The sequence below is a fragment of the Pseudomonas sp. B21-021 genome, assembly GCF_024749205.1.
Classification (GTDB): domain Bacteria; phylum Pseudomonadota; class Gammaproteobacteria; order Pseudomonadales; family Pseudomonadaceae; genus Aquipseudomonas; species Aquipseudomonas paraglycinae.
Window position 1 is genome coordinate 5,860,107 of sequence record NZ_CP087192.1, and the last position, 21,101, is coordinate 5,881,207.

Genomic DNA, 21,101 nt, shown 5'->3' on the forward strand with positions numbered 1-21,101 from the left:
TTCGTTTTTAAGGCCTTTTGCATGTCCGATCCTCGCTACCAGGTCGATGTCAGTGTCGTTACCCACTATCTGGCAGACCAATCGCAACCCGAGCACGAGCGCTTTGCCTTCGCCTACACCATCACCGTGCAGAACAATGGCGAGCAACCGGCTCGCCTGATGTCGCGCCACTGGGTGATCACCGATGGCGACGGGCATGTCGAAGAAGTGCGCGGCGCCGGCGTGGTTGGCCAGCAACCGTTGATCGGTGCCGGCAAAAGCCACACCTACAGCAGCGGCACGGTGATGACTACCAAGGTCGGCACCATGCAAGGCACCTACGAAATGGTCGCCGACGACGGCAAGCATTTCGATGCGATCATCAAGCCCTTCCGCCTCGCCGTTCCCGGAGCCCTGCACTGATGGCGACGTATGCCGTCGGCGACCTGCAAGGCTGCCTCGAACCACTCAAGTGCCTGCTCAAGCAGGTCGCGTTCGACCCGGCTCTGGATCGCCTGTGGCTGGTGGGCGATCTGGTCAATCGGGGCCCGCAGTCGCTGGAAACCCTGCGCTTCCTTTATGGCATGCGCGACTCGCTGGTCTGCGTCCTCGGCAACCACGACCTGCACCTGCTGGCTGCGGCGAAGAACATCGAGCGCATGAAGAAGTCCGACACGCTGCGTGAAATCCTTGAAGCGCCGGACTGCGCCGAACTGATGGAATGGCTGCGTCAGCAGAAACTCATGCACTACGACGAACAACGCGAAGTGGCCATGGTGCATGCGGGCATCCCGCCGCAATGGTCGCTGCGCAAGGCGCTCAAGTACGCTGAAGAAGTCGAGACCGCGCTGCGTGACGACAACCTGCTTCCACCCTTTCTCGACGGCATGTACGGTAACGAGCCGGCGAAATGGGACAGCGACCTCAAAGGCGTGACACGCCTGCGAGTCATCACCAATTACTTCACCCGCATGCGTTTCTGCACCGCCGAAGGCAAGCTCGACCTCAAGAGCAAGGAAGGCCTCGACACCGCGCCGCCGGGCTACAAGCCCTGGTTCCAGCACAAGGAACGCAAGACCCGTGGCCTGCGGATCATTTTCGGTCACTGGGCGGCGCTGGAAGGCAACGTCCAGGAACCCGGCATCTGCGCCCTCGACACCGGTTGCGTCTGGGGCGGCAGCCTGACCCTGATGAATGTCGACAGCGGCGAACGCCTGTCATGCAAATGCGACGAACACGGGGCCGTCCTGCCCAGCGTCGCACCACTGATCACCGAATCTTCTCCCGTCAGCGCCCCGCGCTAGACTGCGTTTTCAGCCGAGCCACAGGAGCCCGCCATGAGCGAATTCAAACGTATCCCCCCGGAACAAGCCCAGGCCCTGCGCGAGCAAGGTGCTGTGGTCGTCGACGTCCGTGACCCGGCAACATTTGCCGCACTGCACATCAGCGGCTCGAAGCATCTGGATAATCATTCCCTGCATGCTTTCATCCAGGGCGCCGACCTCGATGCCCCGACCGTCGTGGTCTGCTACCACGGCAATTCGAGCCAGGGTGCCGCCGCGTATCTCGTGAGCCAGGGCTTCTCCGACGTCTACAGCATGGACGGCGGCTTCGAACTGTGGCGTACGACTTTTCCTTCGGAAACCGCGCAAGGCACCTCCGAATAATTTTTTTGTAACGTGCAAGCCCCGGCTCCCGTGGGCTCGCGCGGTGGCAGACGAACGGTCTGCCACAACTAATTACGTATCTCGCCTTTACCTCCCGAATTCCCAACTATCCTTAAGCCCAGGCCATCCAAAACAGGGGAGAGCCGGTACACCGGCGCACGGGTCATCGGGAGTGACTTTCGCGATTGTCGATCGCGAAAGTGTTCTGGGGGGTAAACAACAGCTGCCATCGCAGCTGCTTGCCAGCATCGACTGAGTGATCCGGCGTCGGCTCCACGTATCGAGCGAGGTGACGTCATGAGTATCTTTAGCCACTTCCAACAACGCTTCGAGTCCACACGCCAGGAAGAATTCTCCCTGCAGGAGTACCTGGAACTGTGCAAAAAGGATCGCAGTGCCTACGTTTCCGCCGCCGAGCGTCTATTGCTGGCCATCGGCGAACCGGAACTGCTCGACACCTCGACCAACTCGAGACTGTCGCGCATCTTTTCCAACAAGGTGATCCGCCGCTATCCGGCCTTTGAAGACTTCCACGGGATGGAAGAATGCATCGACCAGATCGTGTCGTATTTCCGCCATGCCGCTCAGGGCCTGGAAGAGAAGAAACAGATCCTCTATCTGCTCGGCCCTGTCGGCGGCGGCAAGTCGTCCCTGGCCGAGAAGCTGAAACAGCTCATCGAAAAAGTGCCCTTCTACGCGATCAAGGGCTCACCGGTATTCGAATCGCCTCTGGGTCTGTTCAACGCCACCGAAGATGGCGCGATCCTCGAGGAGGACTTCGGCATTCCACGGCGCTACCTGAATACCATCATGTCGCCATGGGCCACCAAGCGCCTGGCCGAATTCGGCGGCGACATCAGCCAGTTCCGCGTGGTCAAGCTGTACCCGTCGATCCTCAACCAGATCGCCGTGGCCAAGACCGAACCGGGTGACGAAAACAACCAGGACATCTCCGCGCTGGTGGGCAAGGTCGATATCCGCAAACTCGAAGAATTCCCGCAGAACGACGCAGACGCCTACAGCTACTCCGGTGCGCTGTGCCGGGCCAACCAGGGCTTGATGGAATTCGTAGAAATGTTCAAGGCACCGATCAAGGTGCTCCACCCGTTGCTGACCGCCACTCAGGAAGGCAACTACAACAGTACCGAAGGTCTCGGCGCGATTCCGTTCACCGGGATCCTGCTGGCCCACTCCAACGAATCGGAGTGGCACACCTTCCGCAACAACAAAAACAACGAAGCCTTCATCGACCGGATCTACATCGTCAAGGTGCCGTACTGCCTGCGTGTGAGTGACGAGGTGAAAATCTACGACAAACTGCTGTTCAACAGCTCCCTGGCCAAAGCGCATTGCGCGCCCGACACCCTGAAGATGCTGGCGCAGTTCACCGTGCTGTCACGCCTGAAGGAGCCGGAAAACTCCAACATCTACTCCAAGATGCGGGTGTATGACGGCGAAAACCTCAAGGACACCGATCCGAAGGCCAAGTCGATCCAGGAATACCGCGATGCGGCGGGCGTCGACGAAGGCATGAACGGTCTGTCGACCCGGTTCGCGTTCAAGATCCTGTCCAAGGTCTTCAACTTTGATCCGCATGAAATCGCTGCCAACCCGGTACACCTGCTTTACGTGCTGGAACAGCAGATCGAACAGGAACAGTTCCAGGCCGAGACCCGCGAGCGCTATCTGCGTTACCTGAAAGAGTACCTGGCACCGCGTTATATCGAATTCATCGGCAAGGAGATCCAGACCGCCTACCTCGAGTCTTACAGCGAGTACGGCCAGAACATCTTCGACCGCTACGTGCTGTATGCGGACTTCTGGATTCAGGATCAGGAATACCGCGATCCGGAAACCGGCGAGATCCTCAACCGCGTTGCCCTCAACGAGGAGCTGGAAAAAATCGAGAAACCGGCCGGCATCAGCAATCCGAAGGATTTCCGCAACGAAATCGTCAACTTCGTGTTGCGCGCCCGGGCCAACAACAACGGCAAGAACCCGACCTGGCTCAGCTACGAAAAACTGCGTGTGGTCATCGAGAAGAAAATGTTCTCGAACACCGAAGACCTGCTGCCAGTCATCAGCTTCAACGCCAAGGCCAGCAAAGAGGATCAACAGAAACACAACGACTTCGTTACACGAATGGTCGAACGCGGCTACACCGACAAACAGGTACGACTGCTCTCCGAGTGGTATCTGCGGGTCAGAAAATCACAGTAAACCGCGGCCGGTCAGACCGGTTGTCGTCAGCCCGAGGCCTGTGCGCGCAATTTCTGCTACACAGGCCTCTGGAAGGTGTTCGAAAGGCGGTAGCGAGGTTCAAGCAGCACCCAAAGCGCTTGGGGGAGCGTGTACGTCCCTTGGCATTCGGTTCAATGCTGCATGACCGCTCGCCCCTTTGCAGGACAGCTTCTAAGGAGCAGTCATGAGCTATGTGATCGACCGACGTCTCAATGGCAAGAACAAGAGCACGGTGAACCGTCAGCGCTTCCTGCGGCGTTACCGTGACCACATCAAGAAGGCTGTCGAAGAGGCGGTCAGCCGGCGTTCCATTACTGATATGGAGCACGGCGAGCAGATCAGCATTCCCGGTCGCGATATCGACGAACCGGTGCTTCACCATGGTCGCGGCGGCAAGCAGACCGTGGTTCACCCCGGCAACAAGGAATTCACCGCAGGCGAACACATCGCCCGTCCGCCGGGAGGTGGCGGAGGCCGTGGGCCGGGCAAGGCCGGCAACTCCGGCGAAGGCATGGACGAGTTCGTCTTCCAGATCACCCAGGAAGAATTCCTCGAATTCATGTTCGAGGATCTCGAACTGCCCAACCTGGTCAAGCGCAACCTGACCGGCACCGACACCTTCAAGACTGTGCGTGCGGGAATCAGCAACGAGGGCAACCCGTCGCGGATCAACATCATCCGCACCCTGCGCTCGGCCCACGCTCGGCGTATTGCGCTATCGGGCAGCAGCCGCGCCAAACTGCGCGAGGTCAAAGAGGAACTGGCGCGACTCAAACGCGAAGAACCCGACAACTTCGGCGACATTCAGGATCTCGAAGCGGAAATCGAGAAGCTCAGTGCGCGCATCCATCGGGTGCCGTTCCTCGATACTTTCGACCTCAAGTACAACCTGCTGATCAAGCAACCGAACCCCAGCTCGAAAGCCGTGATGTTCTGCCTGATGGACGTTTCCGGCTCCATGACCCAGGCGACCAAGGACATCGCCAAGCGCTTCTTCATCCTGTTGTACCTGTTCCTCAAGCGCAACTACGACAAGATCGACGTGGTGTTCATCCGCCACCACACCAGCGCCCGCGAAGTGGACGAAGAGGAGTTTTTCTATTCCCGCGAGACCGGCGGCACCATCGTTTCCAGCGCCCTGAAACTGATGCAGGAGATCATGGCCGAGCGCTACCCGAGCAATGAATGGAACATCTACGCCGCCCAGGCTTCCGACGGCGACAACTGGAACGACGACTCGCCGATCTGCCGCGACATCCTGATCAACCAGATCATGCCTTTTGTGCAGTACTACACTTACGTGGAGATCACCCCGCGCGAACATCAGGCCTTGTGGTACGAGTACGAGCGCATCGCCGAAGCCTTTTCCGACACTTTTGCCCAGCAACAACTGGTCTCGGCCGGGGATATCTATCCGGTCTTCCGTGAACTCTTCCAGCGCAGGTTAGTGACATGACTGCCAAGACCGCCAAAGAGCAGAAGCGCCAACCCATTTCCACCGGCTCGGAATGGACATTCGAGCTGATCCAGACGTACGACCGCGAAATCGCCCGTATCGCGGCCGGCTACGCCCTGGACACCTACCCCAACCAGATCGAAGTGATTACCGCCGAACAGATGATGGACGCCTACGCTTCGGTCGGCATGCCGCTGGGCTATCACCATTGGTCCTACGGCAAGCACTTCCTCAGCACCGAGAAATCCTACAGCCGCGGGCAGATGGGGCTGGCGTACGAGATCGTGATCAACTCGGACCCGTGCATCGCGTACCTGATGGAGGAAAACACCATCTGCATGCAGGCACTGGTGGTCGCGCATGCCTGCTACGGCCACAACAGCTTCTTCAAGGGCAACTATCTGTTCCGCACCTGGACCGACGCCAGTTCGATCATCGATTACCTGGTGTTCGCCAAGCAGTACATCATGCAGTGCGAGGAGCGCCACGGGATTGATGCCGTGGAGGATCTGCTCGATTCCTGCCACGCCCTGATGAACTACGGTGTCGACCGTTACAAACGTCCGTATCCGATTTCCGCCGAGGAAGAGCGGCGCCGGCAGAAGGATCGCGAAGAACACCTGCAGAAACAGATCAACGATCTGTGGCGCACCATTCCCAAAGGCGCGGACAAGTACAGCGACAAGGACAACGCGCGCTTCCCGGCTGAACCACAGGAAAACATCCTGTATTTCATCGAGAAACACGCCCCGCTGCTGGAACCCTGGCAACGCGAGATCGTGCGGATCGTGCGCAAGATCGCCCAGTATTTCTATCCACAGCGCCAGACCCAGGTGATGAACGAAGGCTGGGCGACGTTCTGGCACTACACGCTGATGAACGACCTGTACGACGAAGGCCTGGTGACGGACGGCTTCATGATGGAGTTCCTGACGTCCCACACCAGCGTGGTGTTCCAGCCGGGGTTCGACAGCCCTTATTACAACGGCATCAACCCGTACGCGCTGGGTTTTGCGATGTATCGCGACATCCGCCGCATGTGCGAAGAGCCCACGGAAGAAGACCGCCGCTGGTTCCCGGAAATCGCCGGCAGCGACTGGCTGTCGACCATCAAGTTCGCCATGAGCAGCTTCAAGGATGAGAGTTTCATCCTGCAGTACCTGTCACCCAAGGTGATCCGCGACCTTAAGCTGTTCAGCATTCTCGATGACGATCAGAAAGACGATCTGCTGGTGCCCGCGATCCATGACGAGGGCGGCTACCGGATCATTCGCGAAACGCTCGCAGCGCAATACAACCTCGGCAATCGCGAACCGAACGTGCAGATTTACAGCATCGACCGCCGCGGCGATCGCTCACTGACCCTGCGCCACCAGCAGCACGACCGCAAACCGCTGGGCGATTCCACCGAGGAGGTTCTGAAACACCTGCATCGGCTGTGGGGTTTCGACATTCACCTGGAAACCCTGCAGGGCGACCAGATCATGAAGACCCATCATGTTCCACCCCGCAGCGAACACAGTGAGGGGGATTACGGTCGACTCGACCTGGCCGTCATTCATCTTTGATCCCGTTCAGGCCTCCGAAAGTCCGGCGCAAGGGTTATCCTGTCGGGCCAACGGAGGTTTTTTATGCAGATTTACAAGGTCGGCGGTGCAGTACGTGATCGCCTGCTGGGCAAACCGGTCACCGATATCGATTGGGTGGTGGTCGGCGCAACCACAGAAGAAATGCTCGCCAAGGGATTTCGCCCGGTCGGCGCGGATTTCCCGGTGTTTCTTCACCCGAAAAGCGGCGAGGAATACGCCCTCGCCCGCACCGAGCGCAAGAGCGGTCGCGGTTATGGCGGTTTCACCTTTCACGCCAGCCCCGAGGTCACGCTTGAAGAAGACCTGATCCGCCGTGACCTCACGATCAACGCCATGGCCGAAGACGATCAGCAAAATCTGACCGATCCCTACCACGGCCAGCGCGATCTCGAAGAGCGGATTCTACGCCACGTTTCCCCCGCGTTTGCCGAAGATCCGCTCAGGGTTCTGCGTGTTGCGCGCTTTGCCGCCCGCTACGCAGAGCTTGGTTTCAAGGTGGCGCCCGAAACTCTGGAGCTGATGCGTCAGCTCTGCGAATCGGGTGAACTGGAAGCCCTTACGGCCGAACGTAGCTGGAAGGAGATTTCCCGCGCACTGATGGAAGATCAGCCCCAAGTGTTCATTCAAGTACTGCGCGATTGCGGCGCCTTGAAGGTGCTGATGCCAGAGGTCGATGCCTTGTTCGGCGTGCCGCAACCGGAAGCCCATCACCCGGAAATCGACAGCGGCATTCACACCCTGAGCGTGCTTGAGCAGTCAGCCCTGCACAATCAACCGCTGACCGTGCGCTGGGCCTGCCTGCTGCACGACCTCGGCAAAGGCCTGACTCCAAAGGAGGAATGGCCAAGGCACATCGCCCATGAGCACAAAGGCCTGAAGCTGATCAAAGCGGTCAACGAGCGCTTCAAGGCACCGAAGGACTGTCAGGAGCTGGCCTTGCTGGTCGGCCAATATCACACCCACGGACATCGCGCTCTGGAGCTGAAGGCTTCGACCTTGCTGGAGTTGCTGCAAAGCTTTGACGTTTACCGTCGTCCGCAGCGTTTCGAAGAATTCATCGTCGCGTGTGAGATGGACGCCCGAGGCCGCAAAGGGCTCGAGCAACGCAGTTATCCACAGGCGGATTACCTGCGCGGGGCGGCCAATGTGGCACGCGGCGTGGCGGTGCAGCCGTTGCTGGAAAAGGGATTCAAAGGCCCGGAACTGGGCGAGGCACTCAAGCGCGAACGGCTCAAGGCGTTGAAGGTTTACAAGGAGTCGGCGGCGTCCTGAAAACACCTGATCCGCCCTCGATAGGGCGGATCAAACTGTTCAAGACAGATCTGAAGGCGTGAGCTGAGTACCGCGCCACTCAAATCCGACCGGTGCCAGCACCTGATCGATCTGCGCTTCGGCCCACAACGTGGCAAAGCTTTTTCCTACACCGGGATGTACCCGATCCGGTGCAATCAAAGACAGCGGCCACAGCACAAAGGCATTTTTCAGGATTTCCGCACGAGGCAGGATCAGCCCGTCGAAGTTACCCGCCAGATCGCCGTACAGCAACACGTCAATATCCAGCGGCAAGCCCTTGCGATCCGGCGCATAACGACCGTTGTCCGCTTCAATGAACTTCAAGCGGCGATCCAGCTCAATCAACGGCAGATCGGTGAACGCCGACACCACGAAGTTGAAGAACGGCCCGCTCTTGATTCCCACCGGCTGGCTTTCGAACACAGGCGAACAGCGGATATCCACCAGAAACGTGGACAAGGCATCCAGACCGGCCTGCAAATGGGTTTCGCGCTCGATATTGCTACCGAGCCCGAGATAGACCTGGGTCAGCGGCATCCGCGCTCGATCTCCACACCCACACCACCCTTGGCGGCCGGTACGGCACCTGGCTTGGTCAGCTTCAGGCGCACCCAGGTGATCTTGAATTCATTCATCAGCACTTCAACCAGACGCTCGGCGAAGGTCTCGACCAGTTGATACTGGGATTGCTCGGCAAAGGCCTGGATCCGTGTGGACACACTGGCGTAATCGAGCGCCAGGGTCAGGTCGTCACCGGCGGCGGCCGGGCGATTGTCCCAGGCGAAGCTCAAATCAAGACGCAGGCACTGTCGGATGCCGCGCTCCCAGTCGTAGGCACCGATCACGGTGTCGACTTCCAGGCCCTCGATAAACACTCTGTCCAAGCACTTTTCTCCGCTGCACGACAAGGGCGCAATGCGCCGTTAGAATCAGGGCGTCCTCGCCCGGAATAGTTAGCATGTTTTGGTTACTGGCGATCCTCGCCTACCTGCTCGGCTCTCTGTCCTTCGCCATTTTGCTCAGCCGCCTGACCGGAAATCCGGATCCGCGAATGAGTGGCTCGGGTAATGCCGGCGCCACCAACATGCTGCGCCTGGCCGGACGCAAACTCGCGATCCTGACCCTGCTGGGTGATCTGTGCAAAGGCCTGCTGCCGGTGCTGATCGCTTCGGCAATGGGCATTTCGCTGCAGGATCAGGCGTGGATCGGCGTCTGCGCCGTGATCGGTCACCTGTTCCCGTTGTACTTCCGCTTTCGCGGTGGCAAGGGCGTTGCCACGGCGGCCGGCATGCTGCTGGGCCTGTATCCACCCGCCGCGCTGCTGGCCGTGTGCGCCTGGCTGCTGACGTTCTACCTGACCCGCACCAGCTCGCTGGCGGCGTTGATCGCCACTCCGCTGACCCTGCCGTTGCTGGCCTGGCAGGAACCGGCGGCGCTGTTACCGATGAGCACGCTGACACTGCTGATCGTCTGGCGCCACCGGGGCAATCTACGCGACCTGTTCGCCGGGCGCGAACGGCATTTTTAAATACCGCACGTGAGCGCCGCTCATCACAGCGCCGACAACTGCTCCATCGGCCAGCGCGCCTGCACGCTGATCGCCAGACTTTCCTGCTGACCAGCCTGCAAACGCTGGCAGCCGGCAAACGCAATCATCGCGCCGTTATCGGTGCAAAACTCGGGACGGGCATAGAACACATCGCCTTTCATGTCGCCGAGCATCTTCTCCAGCGAAACACGCAGCGCCTTGTTGGCACTGACGCCGCCGGCGATCACCAGACGCTTCATGCCGGCCTGCTTGAGGGCACGCTTGCACTTGATGGTCAAAGTCTCCACCACGGCCTGCTGGAACGCCAGCGCGATGTCGCAACGGGCTTGCTCACTGTCGTCCCCGGCGCTGACGCATTGCTGCCAGGTATTGAGGGCGAAGGTCTTCAGGCCGCTGAAGCTGAAATCCAGGCCCGGGCGATCACACATCGGACGCGGGAAGGTGAAACGTCCTGCGACGCCCTTCTCTGCCAGCTTGGCGATTTCCGGCCCGCCCGGATAATTCAGGCCCATCATTTTTGCAGTCTTGTCGAAAGCTTCGCCCGCCGCATCGTCCAGCGTCTCGCCGAGCAGGCTGTATTGGCCGATGCCATCGACCTGAACCAGCTGCGTATGACCACCGGAGACCAACAAAGCGACGAACGGGAATTCCGGCGGTTTTGGCTCCAGCATCGGCGCCAGCAAGTGGCCTTCCATGTGGTGCACGCCAAGGGCCGGAATGCCCCAGGCAAACGCCAGCGCCTGGGCGCAGGAAGCCCCCACCAACAGCGCGCCGACCAGGCCGGGACCCGCAGTGTAGGCGATGGCGTCGATCTCGGTCGGTACGCAGTCGGCCTCGGCCAACACCTGACGGATCAGGGGCAGCATGCGCTTGACGTGGTCGCGCGAGGCCAGCTCCGGTACCACGCCGCCATAGACGCGGTGCAGGTCGATCTGACTGAACAGCGCGTCGGCCAGCAGGCCGCGTTCGCTGTCGTACAAAGCGACGCCGGTTTCGTCGCAGGAAGTTTCTAATCCCAGTACTAGCATGGGTTTGCGCCTTGTTTAGGCTGAATTCGAAGGCGCGCATAATAGTCGCCGCGTGATGCCCCGACCAGCGGTTTTCGATCAGAGGCTTTGCATTCCGAGCGATGAGGGGTTAACATCCGCAACCCTTAAAAACCGACGTCTTCAAGTGCTCTTTTGCCGCGAGGATGTTGACCCCGGTAATGAATGAAGGTAGCTCTGGATGCCAGCCGTCAAAGTTAAAGAGAACGAACCCTTCGACGTAGCTCTGCGTCGTTTCAAGCGCTCCTGCGAAAAAGCCGGTGTACTGGCTGAAGTTCGTAGCCGCGAATTTTACGAGAAGCCAACTTCTGAGCGTAAGCGCAAGGCAGCTGCTGCTGTTAAGCGTCACGCCAAGAAAGTTCAGCGCGAACAGCGCCGCGCCGTTCGTCTGTACTAATACACAGACGATCGTAGCAAGCTTCTGCCAAGCCCGGCCCTCAGCCGGGCTAATGGCATTTGCGTAAAACGCTTGATGCTTCACCGTCGAAGCCGCAGATGCGACCGAGACAAACCCGCTTCACCGCGTCAGGCCTGGCTCTTTTGCCAGCGGTGCACGTCTTTTCTGACGAGCCTTTCAAGGCTACTGACGAGCACACCCACTGATTCCTCTTACGACGATCAGCCCAAGGCACCTGCTTGCGTGCCCGCTTCATGAGCTATCCGAGGCCGATTACAGGCCGTCAGCGGATTCAGCGCAACATTTTCGAATAGTCGAAAACTGATGAGTACTAACGTCAGTGGATTTTCGGCAGATACACTTCCCGACAGCGATTACGCAAACGACACCGGTCGAGCCGCCTCACGTGCGCGCATCACTCAATGACCCGCGTCCGGCTGCCTTTCGCATCGGATCCATTACAGCGCAGACGAGAACGCCATGGCCGGGCTGATTCCCCAGAGCTTCATTGACGACCTTCTGAACCGCACCGACATCGTCGATGTGGTCAGCTCGCGCGTGCAATTGAAGAAGGCCGGCAAGAACTACACCGCCTGCTGCCCGTTCCATAAAGAGAAAACCCCGTCGTTCAGCGTCAGCCCCGACAAGCAGTTCTATTACTGCTTCGGCTGCGGCGCCGGCGGCAACGCCCTCGGCTTTCTCATGGATCACGACAACCTGGACTTCCCCCAGGCTGTCGAAGATCTGGCCAAAGCCGCCGGTATGGAAGTGCCGCGTGAAGAAGGCGGCCGCTCGAACAAACCGCGCCAGCCGACCGATTCACCGCTGTACCCGCTGCTCACCGCCGCTGCCGACTTTTACCGGCAGGCGCTCAAGAGCCATCCGGCACGCAAGGCAGCAGTGGATTACCTCAAGGGTCGCGGCCTGACCGGCGAAATCGCCCGGGACTTCGGTCTCGGATTCGCACCGCCGGGCTGGGACAACCTGTTCAAACACTTGAGCAGCGACACCTTGCAGCAGAAAGCCATGATCGACGCCGGCCTGCTGATCGAGAACGCCGAAACCGGCAAACGCTATGACCGCTTCCGCGATCGCGTGATGTTCCCGATTCGCGACACCCGTGGACGAATCATCGCATTCGGTGGCCGAGTGCTCGGCGACGACAAGCCAAAGTACCTGAACTCGCCGGAAACCCCGGTCTTCCATAAAGGCCAGGAACTCTACGGCCTGTACGAAGCCCGCAAGAACAATCGCAACCTCGACGAAATCATCGTCGTCGAGGGCTATATGGACGTCATCGCCCTCGCCCAGCAAGGCCTGCGCAATGCCGTCGCGACACTGGGCACCGCGACCAGCGAAGAACACCTCAAGCGCCTGTTTCGCGTCGTGCCGAACGTACTGTTTTGCTTTGACGGCGACCAGGCTGGCCGCAATGCCGCCTGGCGCGCACTGGAAGCCACACTGCCCTGCCTGCAGGACGGTCGCCGTGCACGCTTCCTGTTTCTGCCCGAAGGCGAAGACCCGGATACGTTGATTCGCGCCGAGGGCACTGACGCCTTCCGCGCCCGGATCAATCAGCATGCCCAGCCGCTTGCGGACTACTTCTTCCAGCAACTGACCGAAGAAGCCGACCCGCGCTCTCTCGAGGGCAAGGCCCACATGGCCACCCTCGCAGCACCACTGATCGACAAGGTTCCCGGCGCCAACCTGCGCATCCTGATGCGCCAGCGCCTGTCCGAGATCACCGGCCTGAGCAGCGAAAGCGTCAGCCAGCTGGCCCAGAGCGCTCCGCAGGAAGCACCGCCGGCCTACGACCCGGGCATCGATTACGACGCCATGCCGGACTACAGCGACTACCATCAGCCGCAGGCACAGGACATGTATGTACCGCAGCAGGAATGGACGCCGAAGAAATCCGGCGCCGGCGGCAAGAAATGGGACAAGAAACCGTGGGACAAGAATGGCAAGCGTGGCGGTGATCGCGACCAGCCCCGTGCCCCACGCGTGCCGGCCGCCGTCGAACCACCGACCCTGGCCGCCCTGAGAACCTTGCTGCATCACCCGCAACTGGCGGAAAAAGTCGAGGACGCCGGGCACTTCGCGGACGAGAACCAGACCAACGCACAGCTGCTGGTGGCACTGCTCGAAGCCGTACAGAAGAATCCCAAGCTAAACTCATTTCAGTTGATCGCGCGATGGCACGGAACCGAACAGGGTCGCCTGCTCAAGGCGCTGGCGGAAAAGGAATGGCTGATTGACGGAGACAACCTTGAACAACAGTTTTTCGACACCATTACTAGCTTGTCAGCCCGCCAACGCGAGCGAAACCTGGAGCAACTGCTCAGGAAAGCGCGTCAAAGCGAACTGAGCACCGATGAGAAAAATCAACTGCGCGACCTTTTAAGTCGCAATGTTTCCGCATCAAACCCGACCTCAACTGGCGCGTGAGGTCATAGCTCAGGTATAATCCTCGGCTTGTTTTTTGCCCGCCAAGACCTTCAGTGGATAGGGTGTTATGTCCGGAAAAGCGCAACAGCAGTCTCGTATTATTGAGTTGATCAAACTGGGTCGTGAGCAGAAGTATCTGACTTACGCCGAGGTCAACGACCACCTGCCCGAGGATATTTCAGATCCGGAGCAGGTGGAAGACATCATCCGCATGATTAACGACATGGGGATCCCCGTACACGAGAGTGCTCCGGATGCGGACGCCCTTATGCTGGCCGACGCCGATACCGACGAGGCCGCTGCGGAAGAAGCAGCCGCTGCGTTGGCGGCGGTGGAGACCGATATCGGTCGCACCACTGACCCGGTGCGCATGTACATGCGTGAAATGGGTACGGTCGAGCTTCTGACTCGTGAAGGCGAAATCGAAATCGCCAAGCGTATCGAAGAAGGCATCCGTGAAGTGATGAGCGCCATCGCGCACTTCCCTGGCACGGTTGACCATATTCTCTCCGAGTACACTCGCGTCACCACCGAAGGTGGTCGCCTGTCCGACGTTCTGAGCGGTTACATCGACCCGGACGACGGCATCACGCCGCCTGCCGCCGAAGTCCCGCCACCGATCGACGCGAAAGCCGCGAAAGCGGACGACGATTCCGAGGACGATGACGCCGAAGCTTCCGATGACGAAGAAGAAGCCGAAAGCGGTCCGGATCCGGTCATTGCCGCACAGCGCTTCGGCGCCGTGGCCGATCAGATGGAAATCACCCGCAAGGCCCTGAAAAAGCACGGTCGCAACAACAAGGCGGCGATTGCCGAACTGTTGGCCCTGGCCGAGCTGTTCATGCCGATCAAACTGGTGCCGAAGCAATTCGAAGCCCTGGTCGAGCGTGTTCGCAGTGCCCTGGATCGTCTGCGTCAGCAAGAGCGCGCGATCATGCAACTGTGCGTACGTGATGCACGTATGCCACGCGCTGACTTCCTGCGTCAGTTCCCTGGCAACGAAGTCGACGAAAGCTGGTCCGACGCCCTGGCCAAAGGCAAGAGCAAGTACGCCGAAGCCATTGCCCGCGTGCAACCGGACATCATCCGTTGCCAGCAGAAGCTGACCGCGCTGGAAACCGAGACCGGCCTGACCATCGCCGAGATCAAGGACATCAACCGTCGCATGTCGATCGGTGAGGCGAAAGCCCGCCGCGCGAAGAAAGAGATGGTTGAAGCGAACTTGCGTCTGGTGATCTCCATCGCCAAGAAGTACACCAACCGCGGCCTGCAATTCCTCGATCTGATCCAGGAAGGCAACATCGGTCTGATGAAAGCGGTGGACAAGTTCGAATACCGTCGTGGTTACAAGTTCTCGACTTATGCCACCTGGTGGATCCGTCAGGCGATCACTCGCTCGATCGCCGACCAGGCCCGCACCATCCGTATTCCGGTGCACATGATCGAGACGATCAACAAGCTCAACCGTATTTCCCGCCAGATGCTGCAGGAAATGGGTCGCGAACCGACCCCGGAAGAGCTGGGTGAACGCATGGAAATGCCTGAGGACAAGATCCGCAAGGTATTGAAGATCGCCAAAGAGCCGATCTCCATGGAAACCCCGATCGGTGATGACGAAGACTCCCATCTGGGTGACTTCATCGAAGACTCGACCATGCAGTCGCCAATCGATGTCGCCACTGTTGAGAGCCTGAAAGAAGCGACCCGCGAAGTGCTGTCCGGCCTTACTGCCCGTGAAGCCAAGGTACTGCGCATGCGTTTCGGTATCGACATGAACACCGACCATACGCTCGAAGAAGTCGGCAAACAGTTTGACGTGACCCGTGAGCGGATCCGTCAGATCGAAGCCAAGGCGCTGCGCAAGCTGCGCCACCCGACGCGAAGCGAGCATCTGCGCTCCTTCCTCGACGAGTGATACCAGAACCCCCGGCCCAGGCCGGGGGTTTTGTTTATAGGGCAGATTAAATACCCCGCTCCACCCTCCCCCCGCGCACAGCCCGTCTACACTCGAAACATTCCCCCGAGCCATAACGAGACCGTTATGCCCAGACTAGCGTCCGTGCTTTTTTTGCTGTCACTGATGATCTGGACCGCAACGGCTGACGCGCTGACTCTGACCGATGAAGAACGTAGCTGGCTGGCGGCTCACCCGGACTTGCGCCTGGGTGTGGATGCGTCGTGGCCGCCCTTCGAGTTCCGCGACGACCAGAACCGCTATCAGGGCCTGGCAGCGGACTATATCGATGTGATTCGCCAACGCCTGGCGATCAAACTCACCCCCATCGAGCCGGTGAGCTGGACCGTCGTGCTCGAACAGGCGAAAAACGGCACGCTGGACCTGCTTCCGGGCATCATGTCCACCCCGGAGCGCCAGAGTTATTTGTCGTTCACCCGCCCTTATCTCGACTTTCCGATCGTCATCCTCGCCCACGTCGGCGGCCCACAACCGCGCAAGCTCGAGGATCTTTACGGCCTGAAAATCGCCGTTGTCGAAAACTACGCGCCCCATGAACTGCTGCGCACCCATCATCCTGACCTGAACCTGGTGGCAATGCCCAACGTCAGCTCCGCGTTGCAGGCCCTGGCCACCGATGAAGTCGACGCGGTGGTCGGCGATCTGGCCTCCAGTGTCTGGAGCCTGCGTCAGCTCAAGCTCGACGGCTTATACGTCAGCGGCGAGACCCCTTACCGCTACCAACTGGCGATGGGCGTCCCCCGGGACAACAAAATGCTGGTGGGGATTCTGGACAAGGTGTTGGCTGACATGTCCCCGGAAGAAATCAGCAGCATTCAGGAGCATTGGGTCGGCAACGTTCTCGATCACCGGACATTCTGGTCGGATCTGCTGATTTACGGTTTACCGGGCCTCTCGCTCCTGGTCATCGTCCTGGCAGTGGTGATCCGCATCAACCGGCGCCTGAGTTCGGAAATCGCCCGGCGCATCGACCTCGAACAGGAGCTGCGCAGCAGCGAATACCATTATCGCGGACTGGTGGAGAGTCTTTCGGCCATCGCCTGGGAAGCGCGGATCAGCGATTTCACCTACAGCTATGTGTCGCCCCACGCCGAAGATCTGCTCGGTTATCCCCTGTCCCATTGGCTGATTCCGGGCTTCTGGCGCAACATCATTCACCCGGCAGATCTGACCCGTGCCCAGAGTTTTTGCGATCACGAGGTGCTGGCCGGGCGCGATCACAGCCTCGATTACCGCGTAATCACCGCTGACGGCCGTTGCTTGTGGGTGCGTGACATCGTCAGCCTGATCGAACATGGCCACGAACCGGTGATGCGCGGCCTGATGATCGACATCAGCGAAACCAAGCGCACCGAAGAGGCATTGCGCCTGTCGGAACAGAAATTCGCTTCGGTATTCCAGCAATGCCCGGACATCCTGGTCATCGCCCGGCTCTCCGACGGCTGCCTGTTGGAGGTGAACGAAGCCTTTGAGGAACAGATCGGGCTCAAAGCCGAAGAAGTTATCGGCCAGACTGCCACCGAACTCAACATCTGGGGCATTCCCGGAGTTGGCCCAGGCCTGCTTCAGCGGCTGCAAGCCGGCAGCATTCGCAACCTGGAGATGCCCTTTCGCCGCAACAATGGCCAGGTGTTTACCGGGCTGATATCCGCCGAACCCTTCGAGCTCGACACCACGCCCGCACTGGTCGTGGTGGTGCGCGACATTACCCAGCTCAAGGAAACCCAACAGCAACTGCAAACCTCCGAAGAGAAGTTCGCCAAGGCCTTCCACGCCTCGCCGGACGGTCTGCTGCTGTCGCGCCAGAGCGATGGCTTGCTGCTGGAGGTCAACGAAGGTTTCAGTCGCATCACCGGTTTCAACAGCGCCATGTCGGTGGATCGCTCGGCGCTGGACCTGGGCATCTGGGTCAACCTCAACGAACGCAAGCAAATGCTCGACCTGCTGCACCGCGACGGGTTCGTTCGCGACTTCAGCTGCCACATCCGTCGCAGCGACGGGCAGATCCGGCTCTGCGAGGTGTCCAGCCGTCCACTGCCGATCGGCGACGAAGACTGCATGCTGACCATCGCCCGGGACATCACCGAACGCCACCTGATGCAGGAAAAGCTGCAACAGGCTGCAACCGTGTTCGAGAGCACTGCCGAAGGTGTGCTGATCACCGACACCCAGCAACACATCAGCGCCGTGAACCGGGCTTTCACCGAAATCACCGGTTACAGCGAAAGCGAAGCGCTGGGTCACACCCCTCGCCTGCTGGCCTCCGGGCTGCACGACAGCGCGTTTTACGCGGCGATGTGGCATCAATTGACCGACGAAGGTCACTGGCAGGGCGAAATCTCCAACCGGCGCAAGAATGGCGAGCTGTACCCGAGCTGGCTGACCATCAGCGCCGTGCGCAACCGCGACAAGTTCATCACCCACTTCGTTGCGGTGTTCGCCGATATCTCCAGCCTCAAGCACGCCCAGGCCAAACTCGACTACCAGGCGCATCACGACCCGCTCACCGGCCTGCCAAACCGCACGCTGTTCGAAAGCCGCCTGTTGATGGCACTCAACAGTCAGCAGGAAAACGGCGGCCAGGGCGCGGTGCTGTTCCTCGACCTCGATCGTTTCAAGCACATCAACGACAGCCTCGGTCACCCGGTCGGCGATTTGCTGCTCAAGGGCATCGCCGTGCGCCTCAAGGAGCAATTACGCGATATCGACACCGTCGCGCGGCTGGGTGGCGACGAATTCATCATTCTGCTGCCCGGCCTGCAGCAACCCGGCGATGCCGACAACATCGCCACCAAACTGCTGAACTGCTTTGGCGCGCCATTCCAGGCTGGCGAGCATGAGTTCTTCATCAGCGCCAGCATCGGCACCAGCCTTTACCCGCGCGACGGCTGCGATGTCGCGACCCTGATCAAGAACGCAGACGCGGCGATGTACCGCTCCAAGGCCAAGGGCCGCAACCGGGTCGAAAGCTACACCCGCGATCTCACCGCCCAGGCCAGCGAGCGTGTGGCGCTGGAGCACGAACTTCGCCGGGCCATCGAGCGCGAGGAGCTGTACCTCTATTACCAACCGAAAATCAGCCTCGACGATCACAGCCTGGTCGGCGCCGAAGCCTTGATCCGCTGGCGCCACCCGAACTTCGGCGATGTGCCGCCGGAGCACTTCATCCCGCTGGCGGAAGAGAACGGGATGATTCTGCAAATCGGCGACTGGGTGCTGGAGACCGCCTGCCGGCAGATGTTCGAGTGGGGCCAGATCTACGAGTCCCTCGGCCCGCTGTCGGTCAACCTCGCCGGCGCGCAACTACGCCAGCCGAACCTGCTGGGACGCATCGAGCAACTGCTCAAGGACAACCGCCTGCGGCCGGAATTACTGCAACTGGAAATTACCGAAAACTTCATCATGAGCCAGGCCGAAGAAGCGCTGGCGGTGCTGCACCAGCTCAAACACCTGGGCGTGCAACTGGCCATCGACGACTTCGGCACCGGTTATTCCTCGCTGAGTTACCTCAAGCGCCTGCCGCTGGACATTCTCAAGATCGACCAGTCTTTCGTCCGTGGCCTGCCCGATGACCCGCACGACGCGGCAATCGTGCGCGCCATCATTGCCCTGGGCCGCAGCATGCAATTCACCGTGATCGCCGAAGGCGTGGAAACCCAGGCCCAGCAACAATTCCTCGCCGCTGAGGGCTGCGAACAGATCCAGGGCTACATCGTCAGCCTGCCGCTCCCACCCGAGGAATTTGCCGCGACGTTTCTTCGCATAGCCGTATCAGATTTTTCGGATAGCACAGCCGAGAAACCGTCGCTATAATCCGCGGCCTACTGAGGGCCTATAGCTCAGTTGGTTAGAGCAGAGGACTCATAATCCTTTGGTCCACGGTTCAAGTCCGTGTGGGCCCACCAAACATGAAAAAGCCGCGCACTCGCGCGGCTTTTTTTCGCCTGTCGTTTGGTGTTTTACGTTCTTCACAAGCGCAACGTTCGGAAGACTACCGCAAGGTCTGTAGGTTATTTCCCAAGCTGTGTTTTCACTCCGTTTTCGGCCTTGTTGGCCTTTTCTTCGAACGAGTAATCTCCGGGCGCCGCTGTTCGCCAGGGATTACTTTCATGCTCGTGAATGCTGCGCCACTGATAAAAGAATCCAGTGGCCAACAAACATGGATCGACTTAGCTTTGCCCGACCTGCGTACGCTGGCCAGGGAGCTTCGCTCAGCCGCAATTGATGAAGTGAAAAGGGCAGACGATGCGCAAGGAGCCCTCAGAATTCTCCTGGCTCACTTCGGATTCATCGATGAGGCGTTGCTCGCAGTCACCATCCTCACCCCGATCGGAAACGTTGCGGTCATGAGGGACAAACTTGCCCACATCGTCGAAAAACGCGCTGACTCACGAGAGCGCTACGTTCGGCATGCGATTGATACGCTGACGGGACCGTTTGAAATATGGAGAGTGCTGTACGACAACGGCGGATACCGCATGGCCTTCATCAACGCCTACGAGGCAAAAAATGACATGCTCGTCGTGGTAGATGTCAGGCACGGACACGTCCTGTGGAACTTCATGCATGCCCCCGGCAAGAGCGATGAACAAGCACCGCCAGGGCGAACTTCTCTACAAGAGATACGTTCTTCAGGACAAACAAAAAGGGGAGCCTGCTGGCTCCCCTTGAATATTTGAATCCTGATATTGGCATCCTCAGGAAATGGGATGAAGAGGTCTCACCTTACACCGATGTTGCAGCATCGCTGAGGTACCTACGTCTGCTGAAGCCCTGCAAGGCAGCAGATTTCGCGCTCTTGAGGCCATTTTTGATAAAGGCAGCAGGCAAGTCAAATCATTTGTCTGTTCTTTTGTTTCAGTAAAATCCCCCGATCCGGCGGCTGCCTGATCCCCCGCCGCTCAATCAGCGCTCACAAGCGCCTCGCGTGGCGAGCCTGTAACATGCGACCCCATTGATCCGTACCGCTGGAGCCTGCCCTTGCCCGACATCCGCCCACCCGTGCTCGATGAAATCGACCGTCAGCTGATCGCTGCCCTGCAAATCAACGCCCGCGAGAGCGTGGCGATGCTGGCCCGGCAATTGGGGATCGCCCGCACGACCGTGACTTCGCGACTGGCGCGGCTCGAAAAGGCCAAAGTCATTACTGGCTATGGTGTGCGTCTGGGCCAACGTGTGGTGGACGGCGGATTGCAGGCTTACGTCGGGATCAAGGTGCAGCCACGCTCCGGCAAAGAGGTGTTGCGCCGCTTGAGCGCAATGGCTCAGGTACAGCAATTGTGCGCGGTGAGTGGCGAATTTGATTACGTGGCGTGGTTACGGACCGATTCACCGGAGCAGCTGGATCAGCTTCTGGATCAGATCGGCAGCGTAGACGGTGTAGAGAAGACCACGACGTCGATCATCCTCAGCAGCAAGATCGATCGCGGGCATCCAGTCTGACCAACAAGATCGTCAGATT

The 21,101-nt window shown here is 59.6% G+C and carries 17 protein-coding genes and 1 tRNA gene; 15 read left to right on the plus strand and 3 right to left on the minus strand.

What is annotated here, in order from left to right:
- The first annotated feature begins 21 nt into the window (after positions 1 to 21).
- The 7 genes from apaG to LOY31_RS26490 all read left to right on the plus strand — a co-directional run bounded on the left by apaG (position 22) and on the right by LOY31_RS26490 (position 8,204).
- Entirely contained in the window at positions 22 to 402 is a 381-nt protein-coding gene (gene apaG / locus LOY31_RS26460) for a Co2+/Mg2+ efflux protein ApaG (RefSeq protein WP_064380341.1), read from the plus strand.
- On the plus strand, positions 402 to 1,283 hold the full coding sequence (locus LOY31_RS26465; protein ID WP_007959914.1) for a symmetrical bis(5'-nucleosyl)-tetraphosphatase: 882 nt from the start codon (positions 402 to 404) through the stop codon (positions 1,281 to 1,283). Before apaG ends, LOY31_RS26465 begins: the two co-directional genes overlap by 1 nt.
- Positions 1,284 to 1,316: 33 nt before the next feature.
- The gene (gene glpE, locus LOY31_RS26470) at positions 1,317 to 1,646 is read left to right on the plus strand and encodes a thiosulfate sulfurtransferase GlpE (RefSeq protein WP_007959911.1); all 330 of its coding nucleotides are present in this window, start codon (positions 1,317 to 1,319) and stop codon (positions 1,644 to 1,646) included.
- 297 nt (positions 1,647 to 1,943) lie between these two features.
- Complete coding sequence (locus LOY31_RS26475; protein WP_007959909.1) at positions 1,944 to 3,866, plus strand: PrkA family serine protein kinase; 1,923 nt, start codon at positions 1,944 to 1,946, stop codon at positions 3,864 to 3,866.
- Between the two features lie 205 nt (positions 3,867 to 4,071).
- Positions 4,072 to 5,343 carry a YeaH/YhbH family protein gene (locus tag LOY31_RS26480; RefSeq protein WP_007959907.1) on the plus strand — a complete coding sequence of 424 codons (1,272 nt, stop codon included), beginning with the start codon at positions 4,072 to 4,074 and terminating at the stop codon, positions 5,341 to 5,343.
- Entirely contained in the window at positions 5,340 to 6,911 is a 1,572-nt protein-coding gene (locus LOY31_RS26485) for a SpoVR family protein (protein WP_007959904.1), read from the plus strand. The genes LOY31_RS26480 and LOY31_RS26485 overlap by 4 nt, the downstream gene beginning before the upstream one ends.
- Positions 6,912 to 6,974: 63 nt before the next feature.
- Positions 6,975 to 8,204 (plus strand): multifunctional CCA addition/repair protein, encoded by a 1,230-nt coding sequence (locus tag LOY31_RS26490; protein ID WP_221534128.1) that lies wholly within the window; start codon positions 6,975 to 6,977, stop codon positions 8,202 to 8,204.
- A gap of 39 nt (positions 8,205 to 8,243) precedes the next feature.
- Here the strand turns inward: LOY31_RS26490 and folK are convergent, their stop codons facing one another.
- Together folK and folB are read right to left on the minus strand one after the other, a co-directional pair.
- Positions 8,244 to 8,762, minus strand: a complete 519-nt coding sequence (gene folK, locus LOY31_RS26495; RefSeq protein WP_007959899.1) for a 2-amino-4-hydroxy-6-hydroxymethyldihydropteridine diphosphokinase — start codon at positions 8,760 to 8,762, stop codon at positions 8,244 to 8,246.
- Positions 8,753 to 9,109, minus strand: a complete 357-nt coding sequence (gene folB / locus LOY31_RS26500) for a dihydroneopterin aldolase (protein WP_011336216.1) — start codon at positions 9,107 to 9,109, stop codon at positions 8,753 to 8,755. The genes folK and folB overlap by 10 nt, the downstream gene beginning before the upstream one ends.
- 74 nt (positions 9,110 to 9,183) lie before the next feature.
- Between folB and plsY the strand changes: the two genes are divergently transcribed.
- Positions 9,184 to 9,753: a glycerol-3-phosphate 1-O-acyltransferase PlsY gene (gene plsY / locus LOY31_RS26505; protein WP_127800228.1), complete on the plus strand. Its 570-nt coding sequence runs from the start codon at positions 9,184 to 9,186 to the stop codon at positions 9,751 to 9,753.
- A gap of 23 nt (positions 9,754 to 9,776) precedes the next feature.
- Here the strand turns inward: plsY and tsaD are convergent, their stop codons facing one another.
- Positions 9,777 to 10,802, minus strand: a complete 1,026-nt coding sequence (gene tsaD, locus LOY31_RS26510; protein ID WP_039768071.1) for a tRNA (adenosine(37)-N6)-threonylcarbamoyltransferase complex transferase subunit TsaD — start codon at positions 10,800 to 10,802, stop codon at positions 9,777 to 9,779.
- A gap of 199 nt (positions 10,803 to 11,001) precedes the next feature.
- On the opposite strand from tsaD, the gene rpsU reads away from it, so the two are divergent.
- From rpsU to LOY31_RS26545, 7 genes are all read left to right on the plus strand, one after another.
- Entirely contained in the window at positions 11,002 to 11,217 is a 216-nt protein-coding gene (gene rpsU, locus LOY31_RS26515) for a 30S ribosomal protein S21 (protein WP_002551877.1), read from the plus strand.
- Between the two features lie 480 nt (positions 11,218 to 11,697).
- On the plus strand, positions 11,698 to 13,665 hold the full coding sequence (gene dnaG / locus LOY31_RS26520; protein ID WP_221534126.1) for a DNA primase: 1,968 nt from the start codon (positions 11,698 to 11,700) through the stop codon (positions 13,663 to 13,665).
- A 67-nt stretch (positions 13,666 to 13,732) separates the two neighbouring features.
- Positions 13,733 to 15,580, plus strand: a complete 1,848-nt coding sequence (gene rpoD / locus LOY31_RS26525) for an RNA polymerase sigma factor RpoD (protein ID WP_007959889.1) — start codon at positions 13,733 to 13,735, stop codon at positions 15,578 to 15,580.
- Between the two features lie 126 nt (positions 15,581 to 15,706).
- Positions 15,707 to 19,453, plus strand: coding sequence for a bifunctional diguanylate cyclase/phosphodiesterase (locus tag LOY31_RS26530; RefSeq protein WP_007959886.1), 3,747 nt, complete (start codon positions 15,707 to 15,709; stop codon positions 19,451 to 19,453).
- Between the two features lie 15 nt (positions 19,454 to 19,468).
- Positions 19,469 to 19,545 (plus strand) — tRNA-Ile (locus LOY31_RS26535).
- 3 nt (positions 19,546 to 19,548) lie between these two features.
- A complete protein-coding gene (locus LOY31_RS26540) occupies positions 19,549 to 20,319 on the plus strand; it encodes a PBECR2 nuclease fold domain-containing protein (protein ID WP_258712436.1) in 771 nt (256 codons plus the stop codon).
- A 301-nt stretch (positions 20,320 to 20,620) separates the two neighbouring features.
- Positions 20,621 to 21,082 (plus strand): Lrp/AsnC family transcriptional regulator, encoded by a 462-nt coding sequence (locus LOY31_RS26545; protein WP_007959884.1) that lies wholly within the window; start codon positions 20,621 to 20,623, stop codon positions 21,080 to 21,082.
- The last annotated feature ends 19 nt before the right edge of the window (positions 21,083 to 21,101 follow it).